Annotated in this window: 30 protein-coding genes (1 of these 30 only partly in view); all 30 read right to left on the bottom strand. The window is 52.7% G+C overall.

What is annotated here, in order from left to right:
- Window positions 1-331: the 5' portion of a 50S ribosomal protein L17 gene (gene rplQ, locus DW350_RS01510; RefSeq protein ID WP_115717160.1), read on the bottom strand. 65 nt of this gene lie to the left of the window's left edge; 331 of the gene's 396 nt are visible here — the first part of the coding sequence; its start codon is at window positions 329-331; its stop codon lies off the left edge, out of view.
- 43 nt (window positions 332-374) lie between these two features.
- Window positions 375-1,364, bottom strand: coding sequence for a DNA-directed RNA polymerase subunit alpha (locus tag DW350_RS01505; protein ID WP_115717159.1), 990 nt, complete (start codon window positions 1,362-1,364; stop codon window positions 375-377).
- A 25-nt stretch (window positions 1,365-1,389) separates the two neighbouring features.
- Complete coding sequence (gene rpsD, locus DW350_RS01500) at window positions 1,390-2,010, bottom strand: 30S ribosomal protein S4 (protein WP_115717158.1); 621 nt, start codon at window positions 2,008-2,010, stop codon at window positions 1,390-1,392.
- A gap of 31 nt (window positions 2,011-2,041) precedes the next feature.
- Window positions 2,042-2,431: a 30S ribosomal protein S11 gene (gene rpsK / locus DW350_RS01495; RefSeq protein WP_115717157.1), complete on the bottom strand. Its 390-nt coding sequence runs from the start codon at window positions 2,429-2,431 to the stop codon at window positions 2,042-2,044.
- A 16-nt stretch (window positions 2,432-2,447) separates the two neighbouring features.
- Window positions 2,448-2,804, bottom strand: coding sequence for a 30S ribosomal protein S13 (rpsM, locus tag DW350_RS01490; RefSeq protein ID WP_115717156.1), 357 nt, complete (start codon window positions 2,802-2,804; stop codon window positions 2,448-2,450).
- Between the two features lie 108 nt (window positions 2,805-2,912).
- Window positions 2,913-3,026, bottom strand: coding sequence for a 50S ribosomal protein L36 (gene rpmJ / locus DW350_RS01485; RefSeq protein WP_008486798.1), 114 nt, complete (start codon window positions 3,024-3,026; stop codon window positions 2,913-2,915).
- Window positions 3,027-3,063: 37 nt separating this feature from the next.
- On the bottom strand, window positions 3,064-4,386 hold the full coding sequence (gene secY, locus DW350_RS01480; RefSeq protein WP_115717155.1) for a preprotein translocase subunit SecY: 1,323 nt from the start codon (window positions 4,384-4,386) through the stop codon (window positions 3,064-3,066).
- A 6-nt stretch (window positions 4,387-4,392) separates the two neighbouring features.
- The gene (gene rplO / locus DW350_RS01475) at window positions 4,393-4,827 is read right to left on the bottom strand and encodes a 50S ribosomal protein L15 (protein WP_115717154.1); all 435 of its coding nucleotides are present in this window, start codon (window positions 4,825-4,827) and stop codon (window positions 4,393-4,395) included.
- 4 nt (window positions 4,828-4,831) lie between these two features.
- Window positions 4,832-5,014, bottom strand: a complete 183-nt coding sequence (rpmD, locus tag DW350_RS01470; protein ID WP_115717153.1) for a 50S ribosomal protein L30 — start codon at window positions 5,012-5,014, stop codon at window positions 4,832-4,834.
- A 5-nt stretch (window positions 5,015-5,019) separates the two neighbouring features.
- Window positions 5,020-5,520 carry a 30S ribosomal protein S5 gene (rpsE, locus tag DW350_RS01465; protein ID WP_115717152.1) on the bottom strand — a complete coding sequence of 167 codons (501 nt, stop codon included), beginning with the start codon at window positions 5,518-5,520 and terminating at the stop codon, window positions 5,020-5,022.
- Between the two features lie 9 nt (window positions 5,521-5,529).
- Window positions 5,530-5,883, bottom strand: a complete 354-nt coding sequence (rplR, locus tag DW350_RS01460) for a 50S ribosomal protein L18 (protein WP_115717151.1) — start codon at window positions 5,881-5,883, stop codon at window positions 5,530-5,532.
- 9 nt (window positions 5,884-5,892) lie between these two features.
- Window positions 5,893-6,423, bottom strand: a complete 531-nt coding sequence (gene rplF / locus DW350_RS01455; protein ID WP_115717150.1) for a 50S ribosomal protein L6 — start codon at window positions 6,421-6,423, stop codon at window positions 5,893-5,895.
- A 12-nt stretch (window positions 6,424-6,435) separates the two neighbouring features.
- A complete protein-coding gene (rpsH, locus tag DW350_RS01450; RefSeq protein WP_115717149.1) occupies window positions 6,436-6,828 on the bottom strand; it encodes a 30S ribosomal protein S8 in 393 nt (130 codons plus the stop codon).
- Window positions 6,829-6,851: 23 nt separating this feature from the next.
- Window positions 6,852-7,157 (bottom strand): 30S ribosomal protein S14, encoded by a 306-nt coding sequence (rpsN, locus tag DW350_RS01445; protein WP_115717148.1) that lies wholly within the window; start codon window positions 7,155-7,157, stop codon window positions 6,852-6,854.
- A gap of 12 nt (window positions 7,158-7,169) precedes the next feature.
- Window positions 7,170-7,709 (bottom strand): 50S ribosomal protein L5, encoded by a 540-nt coding sequence (gene rplE, locus DW350_RS01440; protein WP_115717147.1) that lies wholly within the window; start codon window positions 7,707-7,709, stop codon window positions 7,170-7,172.
- Between the two features lie 15 nt (window positions 7,710-7,724).
- Window positions 7,725-8,039: a 50S ribosomal protein L24 gene (rplX, locus tag DW350_RS01435; protein ID WP_115717146.1), complete on the bottom strand. Its 315-nt coding sequence runs from the start codon at window positions 8,037-8,039 to the stop codon at window positions 7,725-7,727.
- An 11-nt stretch (window positions 8,040-8,050) separates the two neighbouring features.
- Window positions 8,051-8,419, bottom strand: a complete 369-nt coding sequence (gene rplN, locus DW350_RS01430; RefSeq protein WP_115717145.1) for a 50S ribosomal protein L14 — start codon at window positions 8,417-8,419, stop codon at window positions 8,051-8,053.
- 174 nt (window positions 8,420-8,593) lie between these two features.
- Window positions 8,594-8,854 (bottom strand): 30S ribosomal protein S17, encoded by a 261-nt coding sequence (rpsQ, locus tag DW350_RS01425; protein ID WP_115717144.1) that lies wholly within the window; start codon window positions 8,852-8,854, stop codon window positions 8,594-8,596.
- The gene (rpmC, locus tag DW350_RS01420; protein ID WP_115717143.1) at window positions 8,854-9,045 is read right to left on the bottom strand and encodes a 50S ribosomal protein L29; all 192 of its coding nucleotides are present in this window, start codon (window positions 9,043-9,045) and stop codon (window positions 8,854-8,856) included. Before rpmC ends, rpsQ begins: the two co-directional genes overlap by 1 nt.
- Window positions 9,045-9,458, bottom strand: coding sequence for a 50S ribosomal protein L16 (gene rplP / locus DW350_RS01415; RefSeq protein ID WP_115717142.1), 414 nt, complete (start codon window positions 9,456-9,458; stop codon window positions 9,045-9,047). The genes rpmC and rplP overlap by 1 nt, the downstream gene beginning before the upstream one ends.
- Before the next feature lie 12 nt (window positions 9,459-9,470).
- On the bottom strand, window positions 9,471-10,157 hold the full coding sequence (rpsC, locus tag DW350_RS01410) for a 30S ribosomal protein S3 (protein WP_115717141.1): 687 nt from the start codon (window positions 10,155-10,157) through the stop codon (window positions 9,471-9,473).
- Between the two features lie 15 nt (window positions 10,158-10,172).
- A complete protein-coding gene (rplV, locus tag DW350_RS01405; RefSeq protein WP_115717140.1) occupies window positions 10,173-10,505 on the bottom strand; it encodes a 50S ribosomal protein L22 in 333 nt (110 codons plus the stop codon).
- Window positions 10,506-10,515: 10 nt separating this feature from the next.
- A complete protein-coding gene (gene rpsS / locus DW350_RS01400; RefSeq protein ID WP_008486816.1) occupies window positions 10,516-10,794 on the bottom strand; it encodes a 30S ribosomal protein S19 in 279 nt (92 codons plus the stop codon).
- 19 nt (window positions 10,795-10,813) lie between these two features.
- Complete coding sequence (gene rplB / locus DW350_RS01395) at window positions 10,814-11,638, bottom strand: 50S ribosomal protein L2 (RefSeq protein ID WP_115717139.1); 825 nt, start codon at window positions 11,636-11,638, stop codon at window positions 10,814-10,816.
- A gap of 17 nt (window positions 11,639-11,655) precedes the next feature.
- On the bottom strand, window positions 11,656-11,955 hold the full coding sequence (gene rplW, locus DW350_RS01390) for a 50S ribosomal protein L23 (protein ID WP_115717138.1): 300 nt from the start codon (window positions 11,953-11,955) through the stop codon (window positions 11,656-11,658).
- A complete protein-coding gene (rplD, locus tag DW350_RS01385; protein ID WP_115717137.1) occupies window positions 11,952-12,557 on the bottom strand; it encodes a 50S ribosomal protein L4 in 606 nt (201 codons plus the stop codon). The genes rplW and rplD overlap by 4 nt, the downstream gene beginning before the upstream one ends.
- An 18-nt stretch (window positions 12,558-12,575) precedes the next feature.
- A complete protein-coding gene (gene rplC / locus DW350_RS01380; RefSeq protein ID WP_115717136.1) occupies window positions 12,576-13,214 on the bottom strand; it encodes a 50S ribosomal protein L3 in 639 nt (212 codons plus the stop codon).
- Between the two features lie 42 nt (window positions 13,215-13,256).
- Window positions 13,257-13,568, bottom strand: a complete 312-nt coding sequence (gene rpsJ / locus DW350_RS01375; protein WP_008486823.1) for a 30S ribosomal protein S10 — start codon at window positions 13,566-13,568, stop codon at window positions 13,257-13,259.
- A 299-nt stretch (window positions 13,569-13,867) separates the two neighbouring features.
- Window positions 13,868-15,052, bottom strand: coding sequence for an elongation factor Tu (tuf, locus tag DW350_RS01370; protein WP_115717125.1), 1,185 nt, complete (start codon window positions 15,050-15,052; stop codon window positions 13,868-13,870).
- Between the two features lie 63 nt (window positions 15,053-15,115).
- A complete protein-coding gene (gene fusA / locus DW350_RS01365) occupies window positions 15,116-17,218 on the bottom strand; it encodes an elongation factor G (RefSeq protein WP_115717135.1) in 2,103 nt (700 codons plus the stop codon).
- Window positions 17,219-17,239 lie beyond the last annotated feature (21 nt).

Raw genomic sequence — 17,239 nt, 5'->3', positions numbered from 1 at the left:
CCATGGGGGCGTTATCGCCGGCACGGAAACCGCACTTCAAAATGCGCAGGTAACCGCCGGGGCGATCTTGGTAACGCGGACCCAATTCGTTGAACAATTTGCCCACTACTTCTTTATCACGAGTACGGGCAAAGGCCAGACGACGGTTAGCAACGCTGTCAATCTTGGCCAGGGTGATCAACGGCTCAACAACGCGACGCAGTTCTTTCGCCTTAGGCACGGTAGTCTTGATAACTTCATGACGTACCAGTGAGCTGGCCATGTTACGGAACATGGCCTGGCGATGGCTGCTGTTGCGATTTAGTTGACGACCACTCTTACGATGGCGCATGGGAGTTTCCTTTTAACTAAATCAGTTGAACACGTAACCCGGTTCAGTCTCTATCGACCAGACTGGCGGGTGGCCAATTCTCGAGGCGCATGCCCAGAGAAAGACCACGAGACGCCAATACGTCTTTGATTTCGGTTAGAGACTTTTTACCCAGGTTAGGCGTCTTGAGGAGCTCTACCTCGGTACGCTGTACCAGGTCACCGATGTAGTGGATGGCTTCTGCTTTAAGGCAGTTAGCCGAACGCACTGTCAGCTCCAAATCATCAACAGGACGCAGCAGGATCGGATCGAACTCCGGTTTCTCTTCCTTCTGCTCCGGCTCACTCATATCACGCAGCTCAACGAAGGCTTCCAGTTGCTCTGCCATGATAGTGGCAGCGCGACGGATGGCTTCCTCGGGATCGATGGTACCGTTGGTTTCCATATCGATAACGAGTTTATCGAGGTCGGTGCGCTGTTCTACACGGGCACGTTCCACGTTATAAGCAATACGCTCAACAGGAGAAAAACCAGCGTCGACCAACAGGCGGCCTACGGGACGGTCTTCCTCTTCCAGAGACAGACGAGAAGACGCGGGTACATAACCACGACCAACCTCGACTTTAATGCGCATGGAAATCTCGGCATCACCAGTCAGGGTGCAGATGTGGTGCTCGGGGTTCATGATTTCCACATCACCGTCAGTGGTAATGTCTGCCGCGACAACCGGGCCAGCGCCACTCTTATTGAGAGTCAGGACGGCTTCGTCCTTGCCGTGCAGTTTCACGGCTAGGCCTTTAAGGTTCAGAAGGATCTCAATAACATCCTCTTGAACGCCTTCCTTGCTGGAGTACTCGTGCAGTACACCTTCAATTTCTACTTCCGTCACGGCACAACCGGGCATAGAAGACAGAAGAATGCGGCGCAGCGCATTGCCAAGCGTGTGCCCAAAACCGCGTTCAAGCGGCTCAAGAGTCACCTTGGCTCGAGTCGGGCTGAGGCTTTCAATGTCCACCAGCCGCGGCTTGAGAAAATCAGTAACAGAACCCTGCATATAGTCCTCTCTAGTGCGTTAAGCTTTACTTGGAGTAAAGCTCGACGATCAGCTGTTCGTTGATGTCGGCGGACAAATCAGTACGCTCAGGAAGGCGCTTGTAAGTACCTTCCATCTTGTCTTTGTCAACTTCCAGCCAGGTCGGCTTTTCACGCTGTTCAGCCAGTTCCAGTGCTGCTTTGATGCGAGCCTGTTTCTTGGCTTTCTCACGGATGGAGACGACGTCGTTGACGGAGATCTGGTAAGAAGCAACGTTTACAACCTTGCCATTTACCAGTACCGCTTTGTGGCTTACCAGCTGACGAGCTTCAGCGCGAGTAGCACCAAAACCCATACGGAAAACCACATTGTCCAGACGGCCTTCCAGCAGTTGCAACAGGTTTTCACCGGTGTTGCCTTTCAGGCGGGCAGCCTCTTTGTAGTAGTTACGGAATTGCTTTTCCAGTACGCCGTAGATACGACGAACTTTTTGCTTCTCGCGCAGCTGAACACCGTAGTCAGACAGACGGGGCTTACGCGCACCGTGCTGGCCAGGAGCCTGCTCGAGTTTGCATTTGGAATCAATCGCGCGTACGCCGCTTTTCAGGAACAGATCAGTACCTTCGCGGCGGCTGAGCTTGAGCTTGGGACCCAAATATCTTGCCATGTTCTTTCTCCACTATCCTCTAGAAGCGAATTTATACGCGACGCTTCTTCGGCGGACGGCAGCCGTTGTGCGGAATCGGCGTGACGTCGGTGATGTTGGTGATCCGGAAACCGGCAGCGTTAAGAGCGCGGATTGCGGATTCACGGCCCGGACCGGGACCTTTCACATTCACTTCCAGGTTTTTCACACCGTATTCAGCAGCAGCTACACCTGCACGCTCAGCAGCAACCTGCGCAGCGAAAGGAGTAGATTTGCGTGAACCACGGAAACCAGAGCCACCAGAGGTAGCCCAGGACAGAGCGTTACCCTGACGGTCAGTGATAGTCACGATAGTGTTGTTGAAAGAAGCATGTACGTGGGCGATACCATCAACCACTTGCTTCTTAACGCGCTTACGGGCACGAGTCGGAGTTTTAGCCATCGTTTACCTTCCCAGATTACTTCTTGATCGGTTTACGAGGACCCTTACGGGTGCGCGCATTAGTTTTAGTGCGCTGACCACGTACGGGCAGACCGCGACGATGACGCAGACCACGGAAACAACCCAGGTCCATCAAACGTTTGATAGACAGGGTGACTTCACGGCGCAGATCACCTTCAACGGTGTACTTACCGACTTCGTCACGAAGCTTGTCGATTTGCGCTTCATCCAACTGGTGGATTTTCACGCTTTCTTCAATACCAGCGGCGGCACAAATGGCCTTAGCGCGGGTACGACCGACGCCATAAATGGCAGTCAGTGCGATCACAGCATGTTTATGATCAGGAATGTTAATGCCGGCTATACGGGCCATCAACTGCACTCCTAAAGTAGTGGCTATCTGCGGAAAGCCCGTAAGGATACCCAACAGAAAGCCTGTTTTCAATTAAGCTGACCAGCTAATTTGCTGGTCAGCCCCGGATTAGCCTTGCCGTTGCTTGTGCTTCGGCTCAGTGCAAATCACGCGAACCACGCCGTGGCGCTTGATGATTTTGCAGTTGCGGCAAATTTTCTTAACGGATGCACGAACTTTCATTGCTTACTCCGTATGTTAACGACACCAAAGGCCGGGCTTAGCGCCCGTAACCTTTGAGGTTCGCCTTCTTCATGACAGACTCGTACTGATGGGTCATCAGATGAGTCTGCACCTGCGCCATAAAGTCCATGATGACAACAACGATAATGAGCAGTGAAGTACCACCGAAGTAGAACTGCACATTAAACGCTACCATCATGAACTCGGGGATCAGACACACTAAGGTGATATAGATCGCGCCGGCCAAAGTCAGACGAGTCATCACTTTGTCGATGTAGCGAGCAGTTTGCTCGCCCGGGCGAATACCCGGAATAAAGGCACCGCTCTTCTTCAGATTTTCTGCAGTTTCGCGCGGGTTGAAAACCAGCCCGGTATAGAAGAAACAGAAGAAGATAATGGCTGCTGAATACAGCATCACGTACAACGGCTGTCCTGGAGAGAGCGACAGAGCAATACTTTGCAACCAAGACAGTGACTCATTCTGGCCAAACCATTGAGCCACAGTACCCGGGAACAAAATAATGGAGCTGGCGAAGATCGGCGGAATAACACCGGCCATATTGATCTTCAGCGGCAGATGCGTACTTTGCGCTGCAAAGATACGACGGCCTTGCTGCCTTTTTGCGTAGTTAACGACGATGCGGCGTTGACCGCGTTCAACGAAAACCACGCCGAAAGTAACAGCAACAACTACAACTGCAATCAGGATCGCTACCAGGAAATTCAAATCCCCTTGACGCGCCTGCTCTATTGTCTTGCCGATCGCCGGGGCTAGGCCCGCGACGATACCGGAAAAGATCAGAATGGAGATACCGTTACCGATACCCCGTTCAGTGATCTGCTCACCCAGCCACATCAGGAACATAGTGCCGGTCACCAAGCTCACTACTGCAGTAAAGTAGAAAGCCGGACCTGGATTCAGCACAAGGCCGTGTACCAGGTTAGGAAGACCGGTTGCGATCCCAAAGGACTGCACAATTGCCAGTGCCAATGTACCCCAGCGGGTGTACTGACTGATCTTACGGCGCCCTGCTTCACCTTCCTTTTTCAGTTCGGCGAGTGCGGGGTGCACCACAGTCAGCAATTGCACGATGATCGATGCCGAGATGTACGGCATGATCCCCAATGCAAATACAGAGGCACGGGACAAGGCACCACCGCTGAACATGTTGAACATGGCAACGATGGTATCTTTTTGCTGTGCAAACAGATTGGCAAGAACAGCAGCGTCAATACCAGGAATGGGGACGAAGGAGCCGGCCCGGAAAACGATAATCGCTCCGAGCACGAACAGCAGCCGGCGTTTAAGTTCCGACAGCCCGCCTTGTGCCTTATTGGTATCCAGTCCTGGTTTAGCCATTGCCTATTATTCCTCGACCTTTCCGCCAGCGGCTTCAATGGCAGCACGGGCACCTTTGGTGACGCGCAGACCACGTACAGTCACAGGACGCTCGATGGCGCCGGACAGTACAACCTTGGCGAATTCAATATTACGGGTGATGACGTTAGCCTCTTTCAGGCTGTTCAGGTCAACTACATCACCTTCTACCTTGGCAAGTTCAGCCAGACGTACTTCTGCAGACACTAAGGACTTGCGAGAAGTGAAGCCAAACTTAGGCAGACGGCGTTGCAGCGGCATCTGACCGCCTTCAAAACCGGCACGTACTTTACCACCGCTACGGCTCTTTTGACCTTTATGGCCACGGCCACCGGTTTTACCCAGGCCAGAACCAATACCACGGCCTACACGCTTAGGAGCAGACTTGGCACCAGCGGCAGGGGATAGGTTATTCAGTTTCATCCGATTAGCCCTCCACCTTCACCATGTAAATTACCTGGTTGATCATGCCACGCACGGCCGGAGTATCTTCCAGCTCAACGGTGTGGTTGATCTTACGCAGGCCCAGACCGCGCAGAGTGGCTTTATGCTTAGGCAAGCGGCCAATCGAGCTGCGGGTTTGAGTAACTTTTACTGTCTTATTAGCCATTGTGATTACCCCAGAATTTCTTCAACGGTGAGACCACGTTTGGCCGCTACGGCTTCTGGAGACTTAGTGTCTACCAGAGCACCGATGGTTGCACGAACCACGTTGATCGGGTTGGTGGAACCATAAGCTTTGGACAGTACGTTTTGTACGCCAGCTACTTCCAGCACGGCGCGCATCGCACCGCCGGCAATGATACCGGTACCTTCTGAGGCAGGCTGCATGTAAACCTGAGAGCCAGAATGACGGCCCTTAACGGCGTGATGCAGGGTGGTGCCGTTCAGAGATACGGTAACCATGTTGCGGCGAGCTTGTTCCATTGCCTTTTGAATGGCAGCTGGAACTTCGCGGGCTTTACCGTAACCAAAACCGATGCGACCGTTGCCGTCGCCCACTACAGTCAATGCAGTGAAGCTGAAGATACGGCCGCCCTTAACTACTTTAGAAACACGGTTAACACTGATCAGCTTTTCGATCAGGTCACCGGCTTGCTTTTCTACGTTCGCCATGACTGCTCCTTAGAACTTCAGGCCGGCTTCACGGGCAGCGTCCGCCAGGGCAGCTACACGACCGTGATATTTAAAACCGGAACGATCGAATGCAACGGTGCTCACGCCTTTTTCAAGAGCGCGCTCGGCGATGGCTTTACCCACTGCTTTGGCAGCATCGATGTTGCCGGAGTATTTCACTTGCTCGGCCAGTGCCTTATCCAGAGTGGAGGCAGAGGCGATCACTTCAGAACCGTTGGCTGCGATCAGCTGCGCATAAATATGGCGCGGTGTACGGTGAACCACCAGACGATTCGCACCCAGCTCTTTAATCTGCTTGCGTACGCGCAGAGCGCGACGAAGACGAGATGCTTTCTTGTCCATAGTGTTACCTTACTTCTTCTTAGCCTCTTTACGCAGAACAGTTTCGTCAGCGTAGCGAACACCTTTGCCTTTGTAAGGCTCGGGCGGACGGTAGCCACGAACATTGGCAGCAACTTGGCCAACCAATTGTTTGTCTGCGCCTTTGATAACTACTTCAGTCTGGCTTGGGCACTCGGCAGAGATGCCTTGCGGCAGTTCGTGCTCAACCGGGTGAGAAAAGCCCAGATGCATGTTCAGCTTGGAACCTTGTACCTGTACTTTGTAACCCACGCCAATCAGTTGCAGCTTACGGCTGAAGCCTTCAGTAACACCGATGACCATGTTGTTGATCAGGGCACGGGCGGTACCGGCCTGAGCAATTTCATCAGCACCTTCTTTCAGGCTAACTTTCAGCTGGTTGTCTTCTTGGTTAACGGCCACAACATCGTTCAGAACGCGGCTGAGGGTACCGTTTTTACCTTTAACTGTGATTTCCTGACCGTCGATTTTAACTTCGACACCGGCAGGAACGGTCACAGGTGCTTTAGCGACACGAGACATTATTCTACCCCCTTACGCTACGTAGCAGATGATTTCGCCACCCATACCGGCTTTACGCGCGGCACGGTCGCTCATCACGCCCTTGGACGTAGAGACGATAGCAACGCCCAGACCACCCATTACTTTCGGCAGCTCATCTTTTTTCTTATAGATGCGCAGGCCAGGGCGGGAAACGCGTTGAATGCTCTCGACAACCGGCTTGCCCTGGAAATATTTCAGGGTCACTTCCAGCTCGGGCTTGACGTCGCCAGTAACTTTATAGTCAGCGACATAACCTTCTTTCTTCAGCGTCTCGGCGATAGCCACCTTCAGCTTGGAAGAAGGCATGGAGACTGCAACCTTACGGGCCTGTTGGCCGTTGCGGATGCGAGTCAGCATGTCAGCGATAGGATCTTGCATGCTCATAATGCTTCACTCCCGTAAGTGGCTTACCAGCTAGCCTTTTTAAGGCCAGGAATTTCACCGCGCATCGCAGCTTCACGCACTTTAATACGGCTCAGGCCGAATTTGCGCAGATAAGCGTGCGGACGACCAGTTACACGGCAGCGGTTACGCTGGCGAGTACGGCTGGAATCGCGTGGCAGGGATTGCAGTTTGAGCACGGCGTCCCAACGCTCTTCATCGGAGCTGTTGACGCTGCTGATAACGGCTTTCAGTGCAATACGCTTTTCAGCGAATTGTGCTACCAGCTTGGCGCGCTTGGCCTCGCGGGCCTTCATTGATTGCTTTGCCATAACCCTAATTCCTTACTTTTTGAACGGGAAGTTAAAGGCAGCCAGCAGAGCACGACCTTCCTCGTCATTACGCGAAGTAGTGGTGATGGTGATATCCAGACCACGAACGCGATCGACTTTGTCATAGTCGATTTCAGGGAAGATGATTTGCTCGCGAACACCCATGCTGTAGTTGCCACGACCGTCGAAAGATTTCGGGTTGAGGCCACGGAAGTCACGGATACGGGGAATAGAAATTGAGACTAAACGCTCAAAGAATTCCCACATACGTTCGCCACGCAGGGTTACTTTGCAACCAATGGGGTAACCTTCACGGATTTTGAAGCCCGCTACGGATTTACGCGCTTTGGTGATGAGGGGCTTCTGACCGGAAATGGCTGCCAGGTCGGCAGAGGCATTGTCCAGCAGCTTTTTATCAGCCACAGCTTCACCTACACCCATGTTAAGGGTGATTTTTTCAATCCGAGGGACTTGCATGACTGTCTTGTAGCCGAACTCTTTTACGAGCCCAGGCACTACAGTCTCTTTGTAGAAATCATGCAGTTTCGCCATCGTATACTCCAAAAATCAGTTGATGACTTCGTTATTGGATTTGAAGAAACGAACCTTTTGGCCTTCTTCAAAACGGAAACCGATACGGTCAGCCTTGCCAGTTTTGGGGTTGTAGATAGCAACGTTGGAAACCTGAATAGGGGCTTCTTTTTCAACAATGCCACCCTGAACACCCAGATAAGGGTTGGGCTTTTGGTGTTTTTTGATGACGTTTACGCCTTCAACGATCAGCTTACCGGTAGCCAGGACCTTGGTGACTTTGCCACGCTTGCCCTTGTCTTTGCCAGTCAGCACGATCACTTCATCGTCACGACGAATTTTCGCTGCCATTGGGATACTCCTTACAGTACTTCCGGCGCCAGAGAGATGATCTTCATGAACTTCTCAGAACGCAGTTCACGAGTCACAGGCCCGAAGATACGGGTGCCAATGGGTTCCTGCTTACCATTAAGCAGTACCGCAGCGTTACGATCGAAACGGATCAAAGAACCGTCAGGACGACGCACACCTTTTTTGGTACGCACTACCACCGCGTTAACCACATCACCTTTTTTCACTTTACCGCGCGGAATTGCTTCCTTAACGGTAACTTTGATGATGTCGCCAACAGCGGCATAACGGCGGTGCGAACCACCCAGAACCTTAATACACATTACGCTGCGAGCGCCGCTGTTATCAGCAACGTCGAGCATACTTTGCATTTGGATCATGTTAGTGCTCCGCTAAAAAATAACTACGGCCCAGAATTGGGCCACCTTTGGCTGCCTATAGCAAAGGCGCGACAGTTTAACACCATCCCCTTGCAATGGGTAGCGCCAAGGCTAATAAAAATACAATGACCCCGTTTCCGGGGTCATTGCTGTTTTTGCGCAGGCTTTAGGCGATTAAACCTTAGCCGGACGCTCAACGACTTGTACCAAAGTCCAAGACTTAGTCTTAGACAACGGACGACATTCGCGAATAGTCACGACGTCGCCAGCTTGGCACTCGTTGTTCTCGTCATGCACGTGCAGCTTGGTGGTACGCTTGATGAACTTACCGTAGATCGGGTGCTTCACGAAGCGCTCGATAGCAACAGTGATGGATTTGTCCATCTTGTCGCTGACCACGCGGCCTTGCAGCGTACGAACAGTCTTCTCAGTCATTACGCACCTGCCTTCTCGTTGAGAACAGTCTTAACGCGTGCAATATTGCGACGCACTTTCTTGAGCTCATGAGACTGAGACAGCTGACCAGTAGCCGCTTGCATGCGCAGGTTGAATTGCTCACGCAGCAGTTCGATCAACTCAGCGTTCAGCTCTTCAACGCTCTTGTTACGAAGATCAGTCGCTTTCATTACAGTACCGTCCGAGTCACAAAGGTGGTCTTAAAGGGCAGTTTAGCGGCCGCAAGGGCGAACGCTTCACGTGCCAGCTCTTCAGAGACACCATCCATTTCATAAAGGACTTTGCCGGGTTTGATTTCGGCAACCCAATATTCAACGGAACCCTTACCTTTACCCATCCGCACTTCCAGAGGCTTCTCGGAGATCGGCTTATCGGGGAATACCCGGATCCAGATCTTACCTTGACGCTTGACGTGACGGGTCATGGCACGACGGGCAGCTTCAATTTGACGGGCAGTCATGCGACCACGGCCAATGGCTTTCAGGCCAAAGGTACCGAATGACACCTTGGCACCGGCTTGCGCCAGGCCACGGTTGCGCATCTTGTGCTGCTTACGGAATTTTGTACGTTTCGGTTGCAACATCGCTGGAACTCCTTACTTGCCACCTTTGCCTTTCTTCTTGGGCTCAGGCTGGACTTCGGCAACCGGCATACCGCCCAGAATCTCACCTTTGAAGATCCAGACTTTAGTGCCGATCACGCCGTAAGTGGTGTGAGCTTCGGAAGTGGCATAATCGATGTCAGCGCGCAGGGTGTGCAGCGGCACACGGCCTTCACGGTACCATTCGGTGCGAGCGATTTCGGCGCCACCGAGGCGGCCGTTCACTTCTACCTTGATACCCTTAGCACCCAGACGCATAGCGTTTTGTACCGCACGCTTCATAGCGCGACGGAACATCACGCGGCGCTCCAGCTGGCTGCTGATGTTGTCAGCTACCAGTTGCGCGTCCAGCTCAGGCTTACGTACTTCGCTGATGTTGATTTGCGCGGGCACGCCGGCAATTTTGGCAACAGCTTTACGCAGCTTCTCGACGTCTTCACCTTTCTTACCAATAACAACACCCGGACGGGCGGTGTGAATGGTAACGCGGATAGACTTGGCAGGGCGCTCGATAACGATGCGGGATACAGAAGCGGCTTTCAGTTCCTTTTTCAGGAATTGACGCACTTCATGATCGCCATGCAGGTTGTCAGCAAAATCTTTGGTATCAGCGAACCAGGTCGCATTCCAAGGCTTGACGATGCCCAGGCGGATACCATTAGGATGTACTTTCTGTCCCATTGCTTATCTCCTGGATTAACGCTCAGCGACAACCACAGTAATGTGGCTGGTGCGCTTGAGGATACGATCCGCACGACCTTTGGCGCGGGGCATGATGCGTTTCATGGTAGGACCTTCATCTACGAAGATCTTGGCCACTTTCAGTTCATCGATGTCCAGACCGAAGTTGTGCTCGGCGTTGGCAATGGCTGAATCCAGTACCTTCTTGACCAGCGCGGCAGCTTTCTTGTCGCTGAAGGCCAAAGTGTCAATGGCCTTAGCCACGGGCAGACCGCGAACCTGATCAGCAACCAGGCGAGCCTTCTGCGCGGAGGTACGGGCAAAACGATGTTTAGCGATAGCTTCCATCTTTTACTCCTTAACGCTTCTTGGCTTTCTTGTCCGCGGCGTGACCACGGTAAGTACGGGTCGGCGCGAACTCGCCCAGCTTGTGACCGATCATTTCGTCGGAAACGTATACCGGAACGTGCTGACGACCATTATGGACAGCGATGGTCAAACCGATCATGTTCGGAATGATCATTGAACGACGGGACCAAGTCTTAATTGGTTTCTTGTCCCCGCTTTCCACCGCTTTCTCTACCTTCTTCAGCAAGTGCAGGTCGATAAACGGACCTTTCTTGAGAGAACGTGGCATGGTGATTCCTCTAGCTTATTTACTTGCTACGACGGCGTACGATGAACTTATCGGTACGCTTGTTCTTACGGGTTTTAGCGCCCTTGGTAGGTTTGCCCCACGGAGAAACCGGGTGACGACCACCAGAGGTACGGCCTTCACCACCACCGTGCGGGTGATCTACCGGGTTCATGGCAACACCACGAACGGTCGGACGAACACCGCGCCAGCGTTTGGCACCAGCTTTACCCAGTTGACGCAGCATGTGCTCAGCGTTGCCCACTTCACCAATGGTGGCGCGGCAATCTGCAGGCACTTTGCGCATTTCGCCGCTACGCAGGCGAATAGTTACGTAGGCACCGTCGCGAGCAACGATCTGTACGTAAGCACCAGCGGAACGAGCCAGCTGAGCGCCTTTGCCAGGCTTCATTTCTACTGCGTGAACAGTAGAACCAACTGGGATGTTGCGCATCGGCAGGGTGTTACCTGCTTTGATAGGCGCATCTACACCAGATTGGATTTTGTCGCCAGCCTGAATGCCTTTAGGGGCCAGGATGTAACGACGTTCGCCATCAGCGTACAGAACCAGCGCGATGTTAGCGCTGCGGTTAGGATCGTATTCCAGACGCTCAACAGTGGCAGGTACGCCATCTTTGGTACGTTTGAAATCGATGATCCGGTAATGCTGTTTGTGACCACCACCGATATGACGGGTAGTGATACGGCCAGCATTGTTGCGGCCGCCAGACTTGGACTTAGAGTCCAACAGGGCAGCGTGCGGCTTGCCTTTATGCAGCTCAGGGTTAACCACTTTAACTACGTGGCGACGACCCGGAGATGTCGGCTTACATTTAACGATAGCCATAGCTCTGAATCCTCCCCTTATTCAGCGCCGCCGAAGTCGATCTCTTGACCGGCCTTCAGGGTCACATAGGCTTTTTTCCAATCGCTGCGACGGCCGGTACGGGCGCCGTGGCGTTTGGTTTTGCCTTTGACGTTTACGGTGCGAACTGCGTCCACTTCGACTTCGAAGAGCTTCTCTACAGCAGCCTTAACTTCGGCTTTAGTAGAGTCGGTAGCCACTTTCAGAACAACAGTGTTGAACTTCTCGGCAACCATAGTGCTCTTTTCAGAGACGTGAGGGGCGCGAATAACTTTCAGAATGCGTTCTTCACGGATCATGCCAGCATCTCCTCGAGTTGCTTCACAGCACCAGCGGTCATCAGCACCTTATCGAAGGCGATCAGAGACACCGGGTCGATACCGGCTACGTCGCGCACGTCGACCTTGTACAGGTTGCGGGCAGCCAGGAACAGGTTCTCGTCGACTTCTTGAGTCACGATCAACACGTCCTTCAGCTCAAGCTCAGAAAGCTTGCCAACCAGTTCTTTGGTCTTGGGTGCAGAAACACCGAAGTTCTCGACAACAACCAAACGCTCCTGACGAACCAGTTCAGACAGGATGCTTTTGATCGCGCCGCGATACATTTTCTTGTTTACTTTCTGCTCGTAATTTTGCGGTTTAGCCGCAAAATTCACACCACCGGAGCGCCAGATCGGGCTGCGGATGGTGCCGGCACGGGCGCGGCCAGTGCCTTTCTGACGGAAGGGCTTCTTGCCGCCGCCGGAAACTTCTGAGCGGGTCTTCTGAGCGCGGGTACCTTGACGAGCAGCAGCGGCGTAGGCCACAACTACTTGGTGTACCAGGGCTTCATTCAGCTCACGCCCAAAGGTAGCTTCGGAAACTTCAAGAGCGCCTTGCGCGTCTTTCAATACCAATTCCATCACCTATCTCCTCAGACGTTACGCTTTCACAGCGGGTTTAACGATGAGGTCACCACCGGTGGCGCCGGGTACAGCACCTTTAACCAGCAGCAGGCCGCGCTCGGCATCTACACGAACCAATTCCAGGTTCTGGGTAGTGACACGTTCGTCGCCCATGTGACCAGCCATCTTCTTGCCCTTAAACACCTTACCCGGGGATTGGTTTTGACCAATAGAACCGTGTACGCGGTGAGACAAGGAGTTACCGTGAGTAGCGTCTTGAGTGCGGAAGTTCCAGCGCTTAACAGCACCTGCAAAACCTTTACCTTTGGAGGTACCGGTCACGTCAACTTTCTTGACGTCGTTAAACAGATCGAAGCTCAGCTCGGCACCCAGCTCCAGGCCTTCGCCCTCGCCGTCTGCCAGACGGAATTCCCACAAACCACGGCCAGCTTCAACGCCAGCTTTGGCAAAGTGACCCGCTTGCGGCTTAGTCACACGGTTGGCTTTTTTCGAGCCAGTGGTGATTTGCAGCGCGCGGTAACCGTCAGTTTCCAGGGTTTTAACCTGGGTAACACGGTTGCTTTCAACTTGGATTACGGTTACGGGAATAGATACACCGTCTTCAGTGAAGATACGGGTCATCCCGACTTTTTTACCGACTAGACCAATAGCCATTATTAACCTCTAAGACTGTTCAGAGTGTTGCCACGCAGAGGATCAGCCCAAGCTGATCTGTACGTCGACGCCAGCGGCCAAATCGAGGCGCATCAGGGCGTCAACAGTCTTGTCGGTGGGTTCTACGATATCCACCAGACGCTTATGAGTACGGATCTCATATTGATCACGCGCGTCTTTGTTGACGTGCGGAGAGATCAGTACAGTGAAACGCTCTTTACGGGTAGGCAGCGGAATAGGACCGCGAACCTGGGCACCTGTGCGTTTAGCCGTTTCCACGATTTCCGCAGTAGACTGGTCGATCAAACGATGATCGAAAGCCTTAAGGCGAATACGGATACGTTGATTAGCCATTACAATTGACTCCGTTAAAAAGAACTAAAGAGCAACAGACAATAAAACGCACCTCTACCACATCTCTTAAGAGATGGGAGAAGTGATTCTCTTATCCGTCAGCCCCAAATCGGGGCTGCTGTTTTCGGTGAACTTATTGCTCACCTGTTCAGCAAGAGCATTACCTTCGCATGGAAGGCTGCGCAATTATACGTAACGGTAGAATAAAAACAACCCCGGCGAACAAAAATCCAACAGCGCTAAATAACAGGCAAAAAGAAAGGGTGCCGAAGCACCCTTTCTTTAGGCAATCCTAACGCTTAGGCAAGGATTTTGGCTACTACGCCAGCGCCTACGGTACGGCCACCTTCGCGAATGGCGAAACGCAGACCTTCATCCATCGCGATTGGAGCAATTAGCTCTACTACCATCTGGATGTTATCGCCTGGCATTACCATCTCTACGCCTTCTGGCAGTTCGATGGTGCCGGTTACGTCAGTTGTTCGGAAGTAGAACTGCGGACGGTAACCTTTGAAGAACGGAGTATGACGACCACCTTCTTCTTTGCTCAGCACGTACACTTCTGATTCGAACTTGGTGTGCGGCTTGATTGAACCAGGCTTACACAGTACTTGACCGCGCTCTACTTCATCACGCTTAGTACCACGCAGCAGAACACCTACGTTCTCACCGGCACGGCCTTCGTCCAGCAATTTGCGGAACATTTCTACACCAGTACAGGTGGTTTTAGTGGTCGCGTTGATACCCACGATCTCCACTTCTTCACCAACCTTGATAATGCCCTGCTCTACACGACCGGTCACTACGGTACCTCGGCCTGAGATGGAGAACACGTCTTCTACTGGCAGGATGAACGGCTTGTCAATGGCACGCTCTGGCTCTGGGATGTAGGTATCCAGGGCTTCGCCCAGCTCAATGATTTTCTTTTCCCACTCTGCATCGCCTTCCAGCGCTTTCAGAGCAGAACCTTTGATCACCGGCAGGTCGTCACCTGGGAAGTCGTACTGGCTCAGCAGTTCACGTACTTCCATTTCAACCAGCTCTTGCAGCTCTTCGTCATCTACCATGTCACATTTGTTCATGAACACGATGATGTACGGTACGCCTACCTGGCGACCCAGCAGGATGTGCTCACGAGTCTGTGGCATCGGGCCGTCAGTGGCCGCTACTACCAGAATAGCGCCGTCCATCTGAGCAGCACCGGTGATCATGTTTTTCACGTAGTCGGCGTGGCCGGGGCAGTCAACGTGCGCGTAGTGGCGAGTCGGGGTGTCGTACTCTACGTGAGAAGTAGAAATGGTGATACCACGTGCTTTCTCTTCCGGCGCGTTGTCGATTTGGTCGAACGCTTTAGCGCTACCGCCGTAAGTTTTAGACAGTACGGTGGTGATGGCTGCGGTCAGAGTGGTTTTACCGTGGTCAACGTGACCGATGGTACCTACGTTGACGTGCGGTTTTGTACGTTCAAATTTTTCTTTAGACACGGCTAAAATCCTTCATGTAAAAGGGGGCCAGCTCCAATTCAGCTGACCCTTTTTCGCTATGTGTTACTCGCCGGATTTGCGAGCTTCGATAACTTCTTTGGCGATGTTGTTCGGGCACTCTTGGTACTTCAAGAACTCCATGGAGTAAGAAGCACGACCTTGAGTGGCAGAACGCAGGTCGGTAGCGTAGCCGAACATTTCGGACAGCGGAACCTGGGCATTAACGATTTTGCCGGAGGGGCCATCTTCCATGCCTTCAACCATGCCACGACGACGGTTAACGTCGCCAATAACATCACCCATGTTTTCCTCTGGCGTTTCGATTTCCACCTTCATGATGGGTTCGAGCAGCACAGGGCTGGCTTTCATAAAGCCGGACTTGAAGCCCATAGAGGCAGCGATTTTAAACGCCATCTCGTTGGAGTCCACGTCATGGTAAGAACCATCGTACAAGGTTACTTTCAGGTCTTCGATAGGGAAGCCGGCCAGAACACCGTTCTTCATCTGTTCCTGAATACCTTTGTCAACGGCTGGGATGTATTCCTTCGGAACCACACCACCAACGATTTCGTTGACGAACTCGTAGCCCTTGCCTTCTTCGACAGGCTCGATACGAAGCCATACGTGACCGAACTGACCGCGACCACCAGACTGACGTACGAACTTACCTTCAGACTCAACGCTGTTACGGATGGTTTCACGGTAGGAAACCTGCGGTTTACCTACGTTGGCTTCAACCTTGAACTCACGACGCATACGGTCAACGAGGATCTCAAGGTGCAGCTCACCCATACCGGCGATGATGGTTTGGCCTGATTCTTCGTCTGTCCAAACACGGAAGGAAGGATCTTCTTGAGCCAGACGGCCCAGGGCCAGGCCCATCTTCTCTTGGTCAGACTTAGTTTTAGGCTCAACAGCAACGGAGATAACCGGCTCAGGGAACTCCATACGCTCCAGAATGATCGGGCTGTCGAGAGCACACAGGGTTTCACCTGTGGTCACATCTTTCAGACCGATACCAGCAGCGATGTCGCCCGCACGAACTTCTTTGATTTCTTCGCGCTTGTTAGAGTGCATCTGCACGATACGGCCGATACGCTCTTTTTTGTCTTTGGTGGCGTTCAATACTGCGTCACCGGAGTTAACTACACCGGAGTAAACGCGGAAGAAGGTCAGAGAGCCAACGAACGGGTCGGTAGCAATCTTAAACGCCAGAGCCGCGAAGGGCTCTTCGTCGCTGGACTTACGTACAGCGGCTTCACCGTTAGGCAGTTCACCTTTAATAGGCGGAACGTCGGTCGGGCCAGGCAGGAACTCAACAACAGCGTCGAGCATGGCCTGAACACCTTTGTTCTTGAACGCAGAGCCACAAGTACACAGGATGATATCGGTGCTCAGTACGCGCTCGCGCAGACCGGCTTTGATTTCTTCCTCGTTCAGCTCTTCACCGCCCAGGTATTTTTCCATCAGCTCTTCGTTGGCTTCGGCGGCGGCTTCGATCATGTTCATGCGCCATTCTTCAGCCAAGTCCTGCATGTCTGCAGGAATATCTTCGTAGGTGAAGGTGGCACCGAAGTCGTCTTCGTTCCAGTTGATGGCCTTCATTTTGATAAGGTCAACAACACCTTTGAAGTTATCTTCAGCACCGATAGGCAGCTGGATCGGTACCGCGGTAGCTTTCAAGCGGCTCTTGATTTGCTCAATAACGCGCAGGAAGTTAGCACCGGTACGGTCCATTTTGTTTACAAAGGCGATACGGGGTACGTGGTACTTGTTCGCCTGACGCCATACGGTTTCAGACTGGGGCTGAACACCGCCCACAGCGCAGTAAACCATTACGGCACCATCCAGAACACGCATGGAACGCTCTACCTCAATGGTAAAGTCAACGTGTCCGGGAGTATCGATGATGTTGACGCGGTGCTCAGGGAATTGCTGAGCCATACCACTCCAGAATGCAGTAGTCGCAGCAGAGGTGATAGTGATACCACGCTCCTGCTCCTGCTCCATCCAGTCCATGGTGGCGGCGCCATCATGTACTTCACCGATTTTGTGAGAAATACCGGTGTAGAACAGGATCCGCTCGGTGGTGGTCGTTTTACCTGCATCAATGTGAGCACTGATACCGATATTACGGTAGCGCTCGATAGGTGTCTTGCGAGCCACGATAGCTTTCCTCTAATTAAG

It is taken from the genome of Gallaecimonas mangrovi (genome assembly GCF_003367375.1).
GTDB classification, from domain to species: Bacteria; Pseudomonadota; Gammaproteobacteria; order Enterobacterales; family Gallaecimonadaceae; genus Gallaecimonas; species Gallaecimonas mangrovi.
Note: the sequence above shows the minus strand (reverse complement) of the source record. Positions and strands in the feature narration are given on the sequence as shown.

Excerpts from the sequence above, each read along its gene's own strand:
- rpsE (WP_115717152.1), bottom strand. The coding sequence starts at position 5,520 with ATGGCGAACGTAGAAAAGCAAGCCGGTGACCTGATCGAAAAGCTGATC.
- rpsS (WP_008486816.1), bottom strand. The coding sequence starts at position 10,794 with ATGCCACGTTCTCTCAAGAAAGGTCCGTTTATCGACCTGCACTTGCTG.
- rpsH (WP_115717149.1), bottom strand. The coding sequence starts at position 6,828 with ATGAGCATGCAAGATCCTATCGCTGACATGCTGACTCGCATCCGCAAC.
- rpsJ (WP_008486823.1), bottom strand. The coding sequence starts at position 13,568 with ATGGCTAATCAACGTATCCGTATTCGCCTTAAGGCTTTCGATCATCGT.
- rpmJ (WP_008486798.1), bottom strand. The coding sequence starts at position 3,026 with ATGAAAGTTCGTGCATCCGTTAAGAAAATTTGCCGCAACTGCAAAATC.
- rplW (WP_115717138.1), bottom strand. The coding sequence starts at position 11,955 with ATGATCCGTGAAGAACGCATTCTGAAAGTTATTCGCGCCCCTCACGTC.
- rpsD (WP_115717158.1), bottom strand. The coding sequence starts at position 2,010 with ATGGCAAGATATTTGGGTCCCAAGCTCAAGCTCAGCCGCCGCGAAGGT.
- rplD (WP_115717137.1), bottom strand. The coding sequence starts at position 12,557 with ATGGAATTGGTATTGAAAGACGCGCAAGGCGCTCTTGAAGTTTCCGAA.
- rplE (WP_115717147.1), bottom strand. The coding sequence starts at position 7,709 with ATGGCGAAACTGCATGATTTCTACAAAGAGACTGTAGTGCCTGGGCTC.
- rplO (WP_115717154.1), bottom strand. The coding sequence starts at position 4,827 with ATGAAACTGAATAACCTATCCCCTGCCGCTGGTGCCAAGTCTGCTCCT.
- rpsM (WP_115717156.1), bottom strand. The coding sequence starts at position 2,804 with ATGGCCCGTATAGCCGGCATTAACATTCCTGATCATAAACATGCTGTG.
- rpsK (WP_115717157.1), bottom strand. The coding sequence starts at position 2,431 with ATGGCTAAAACTCCGACTCGTGCCCGTAAGCGCGTTAAGAAGCAAGTG.
- DW350_RS01505 (WP_115717159.1), bottom strand. The coding sequence starts at position 1,364 with ATGCAGGGTTCTGTTACTGATTTTCTCAAGCCGCGGCTGGTGGACATT.
- rplR (WP_115717151.1), bottom strand. The coding sequence starts at position 5,883 with ATGGACAAGAAAGCATCTCGTCTTCGTCGCGCTCTGCGCGTACGCAAG.
- rplV (WP_115717140.1), bottom strand. The coding sequence starts at position 10,505 with ATGGAAGCTATCGCTAAACATCGTTTTGCCCGTACCTCCGCGCAGAAG.
- rpmC (WP_115717143.1), bottom strand. The coding sequence starts at position 9,045 with ATGAAAGCGACTGATCTTCGTAACAAGAGCGTTGAAGAGCTGAACGCT.
- rplB (WP_115717139.1), bottom strand. The coding sequence starts at position 11,638 with ATGGCTATCGTTAAATGTAAGCCGACATCTCCGGGTCGTCGCCACGTA.
- rplX (WP_115717146.1), bottom strand. The coding sequence starts at position 8,039 with ATGGCAGCGAAAATTCGTCGTGACGATGAAGTGATCGTGCTGACTGGC.
- rpsQ (WP_115717144.1), bottom strand. The coding sequence starts at position 8,854 with ATGACTGAGAAGACTGTTCGTACGCTGCAAGGCCGCGTGGTCAGCGAC.
- rpsC (WP_115717141.1), bottom strand. The coding sequence starts at position 10,157 with ATGGGACAGAAAGTACATCCTAATGGTATCCGCCTGGGCATCGTCAAG.
- rplC (WP_115717136.1), bottom strand. The coding sequence starts at position 13,214 with ATGGCTATTGGTCTAGTCGGTAAAAAAGTCGGGATGACCCGTATCTTC.
- rplF (WP_115717150.1), bottom strand. The coding sequence starts at position 6,423 with ATGTCTCGTGTCGCTAAAGCACCTGTGACCGTTCCTGCCGGTGTCGAA.
- rplN (WP_115717145.1), bottom strand. The coding sequence starts at position 8,419 with ATGATCCAAATGCAAAGTATGCTCGACGTTGCTGATAACAGCGGCGCT.
- secY (WP_115717155.1), bottom strand. The coding sequence starts at position 4,386 with ATGGCTAAACCAGGACTGGATACCAATAAGGCACAAGGCGGGCTGTCG.
- rpmD (WP_115717153.1), bottom strand. The coding sequence starts at position 5,014 with ATGGCTAATAAGACAGTAAAAGTTACTCAAACCCGCAGCTCGATTGGC.
- rplP (WP_115717142.1), bottom strand. The coding sequence starts at position 9,458 with ATGTTGCAACCGAAACGTACAAAATTCCGTAAGCAGCACAAGATGCGC.
- rpsN (WP_115717148.1), bottom strand. The coding sequence starts at position 7,157 with ATGGCAAAGCAATCAATGAAGGCCCGCGAGGCCAAGCGCGCCAAGCTG.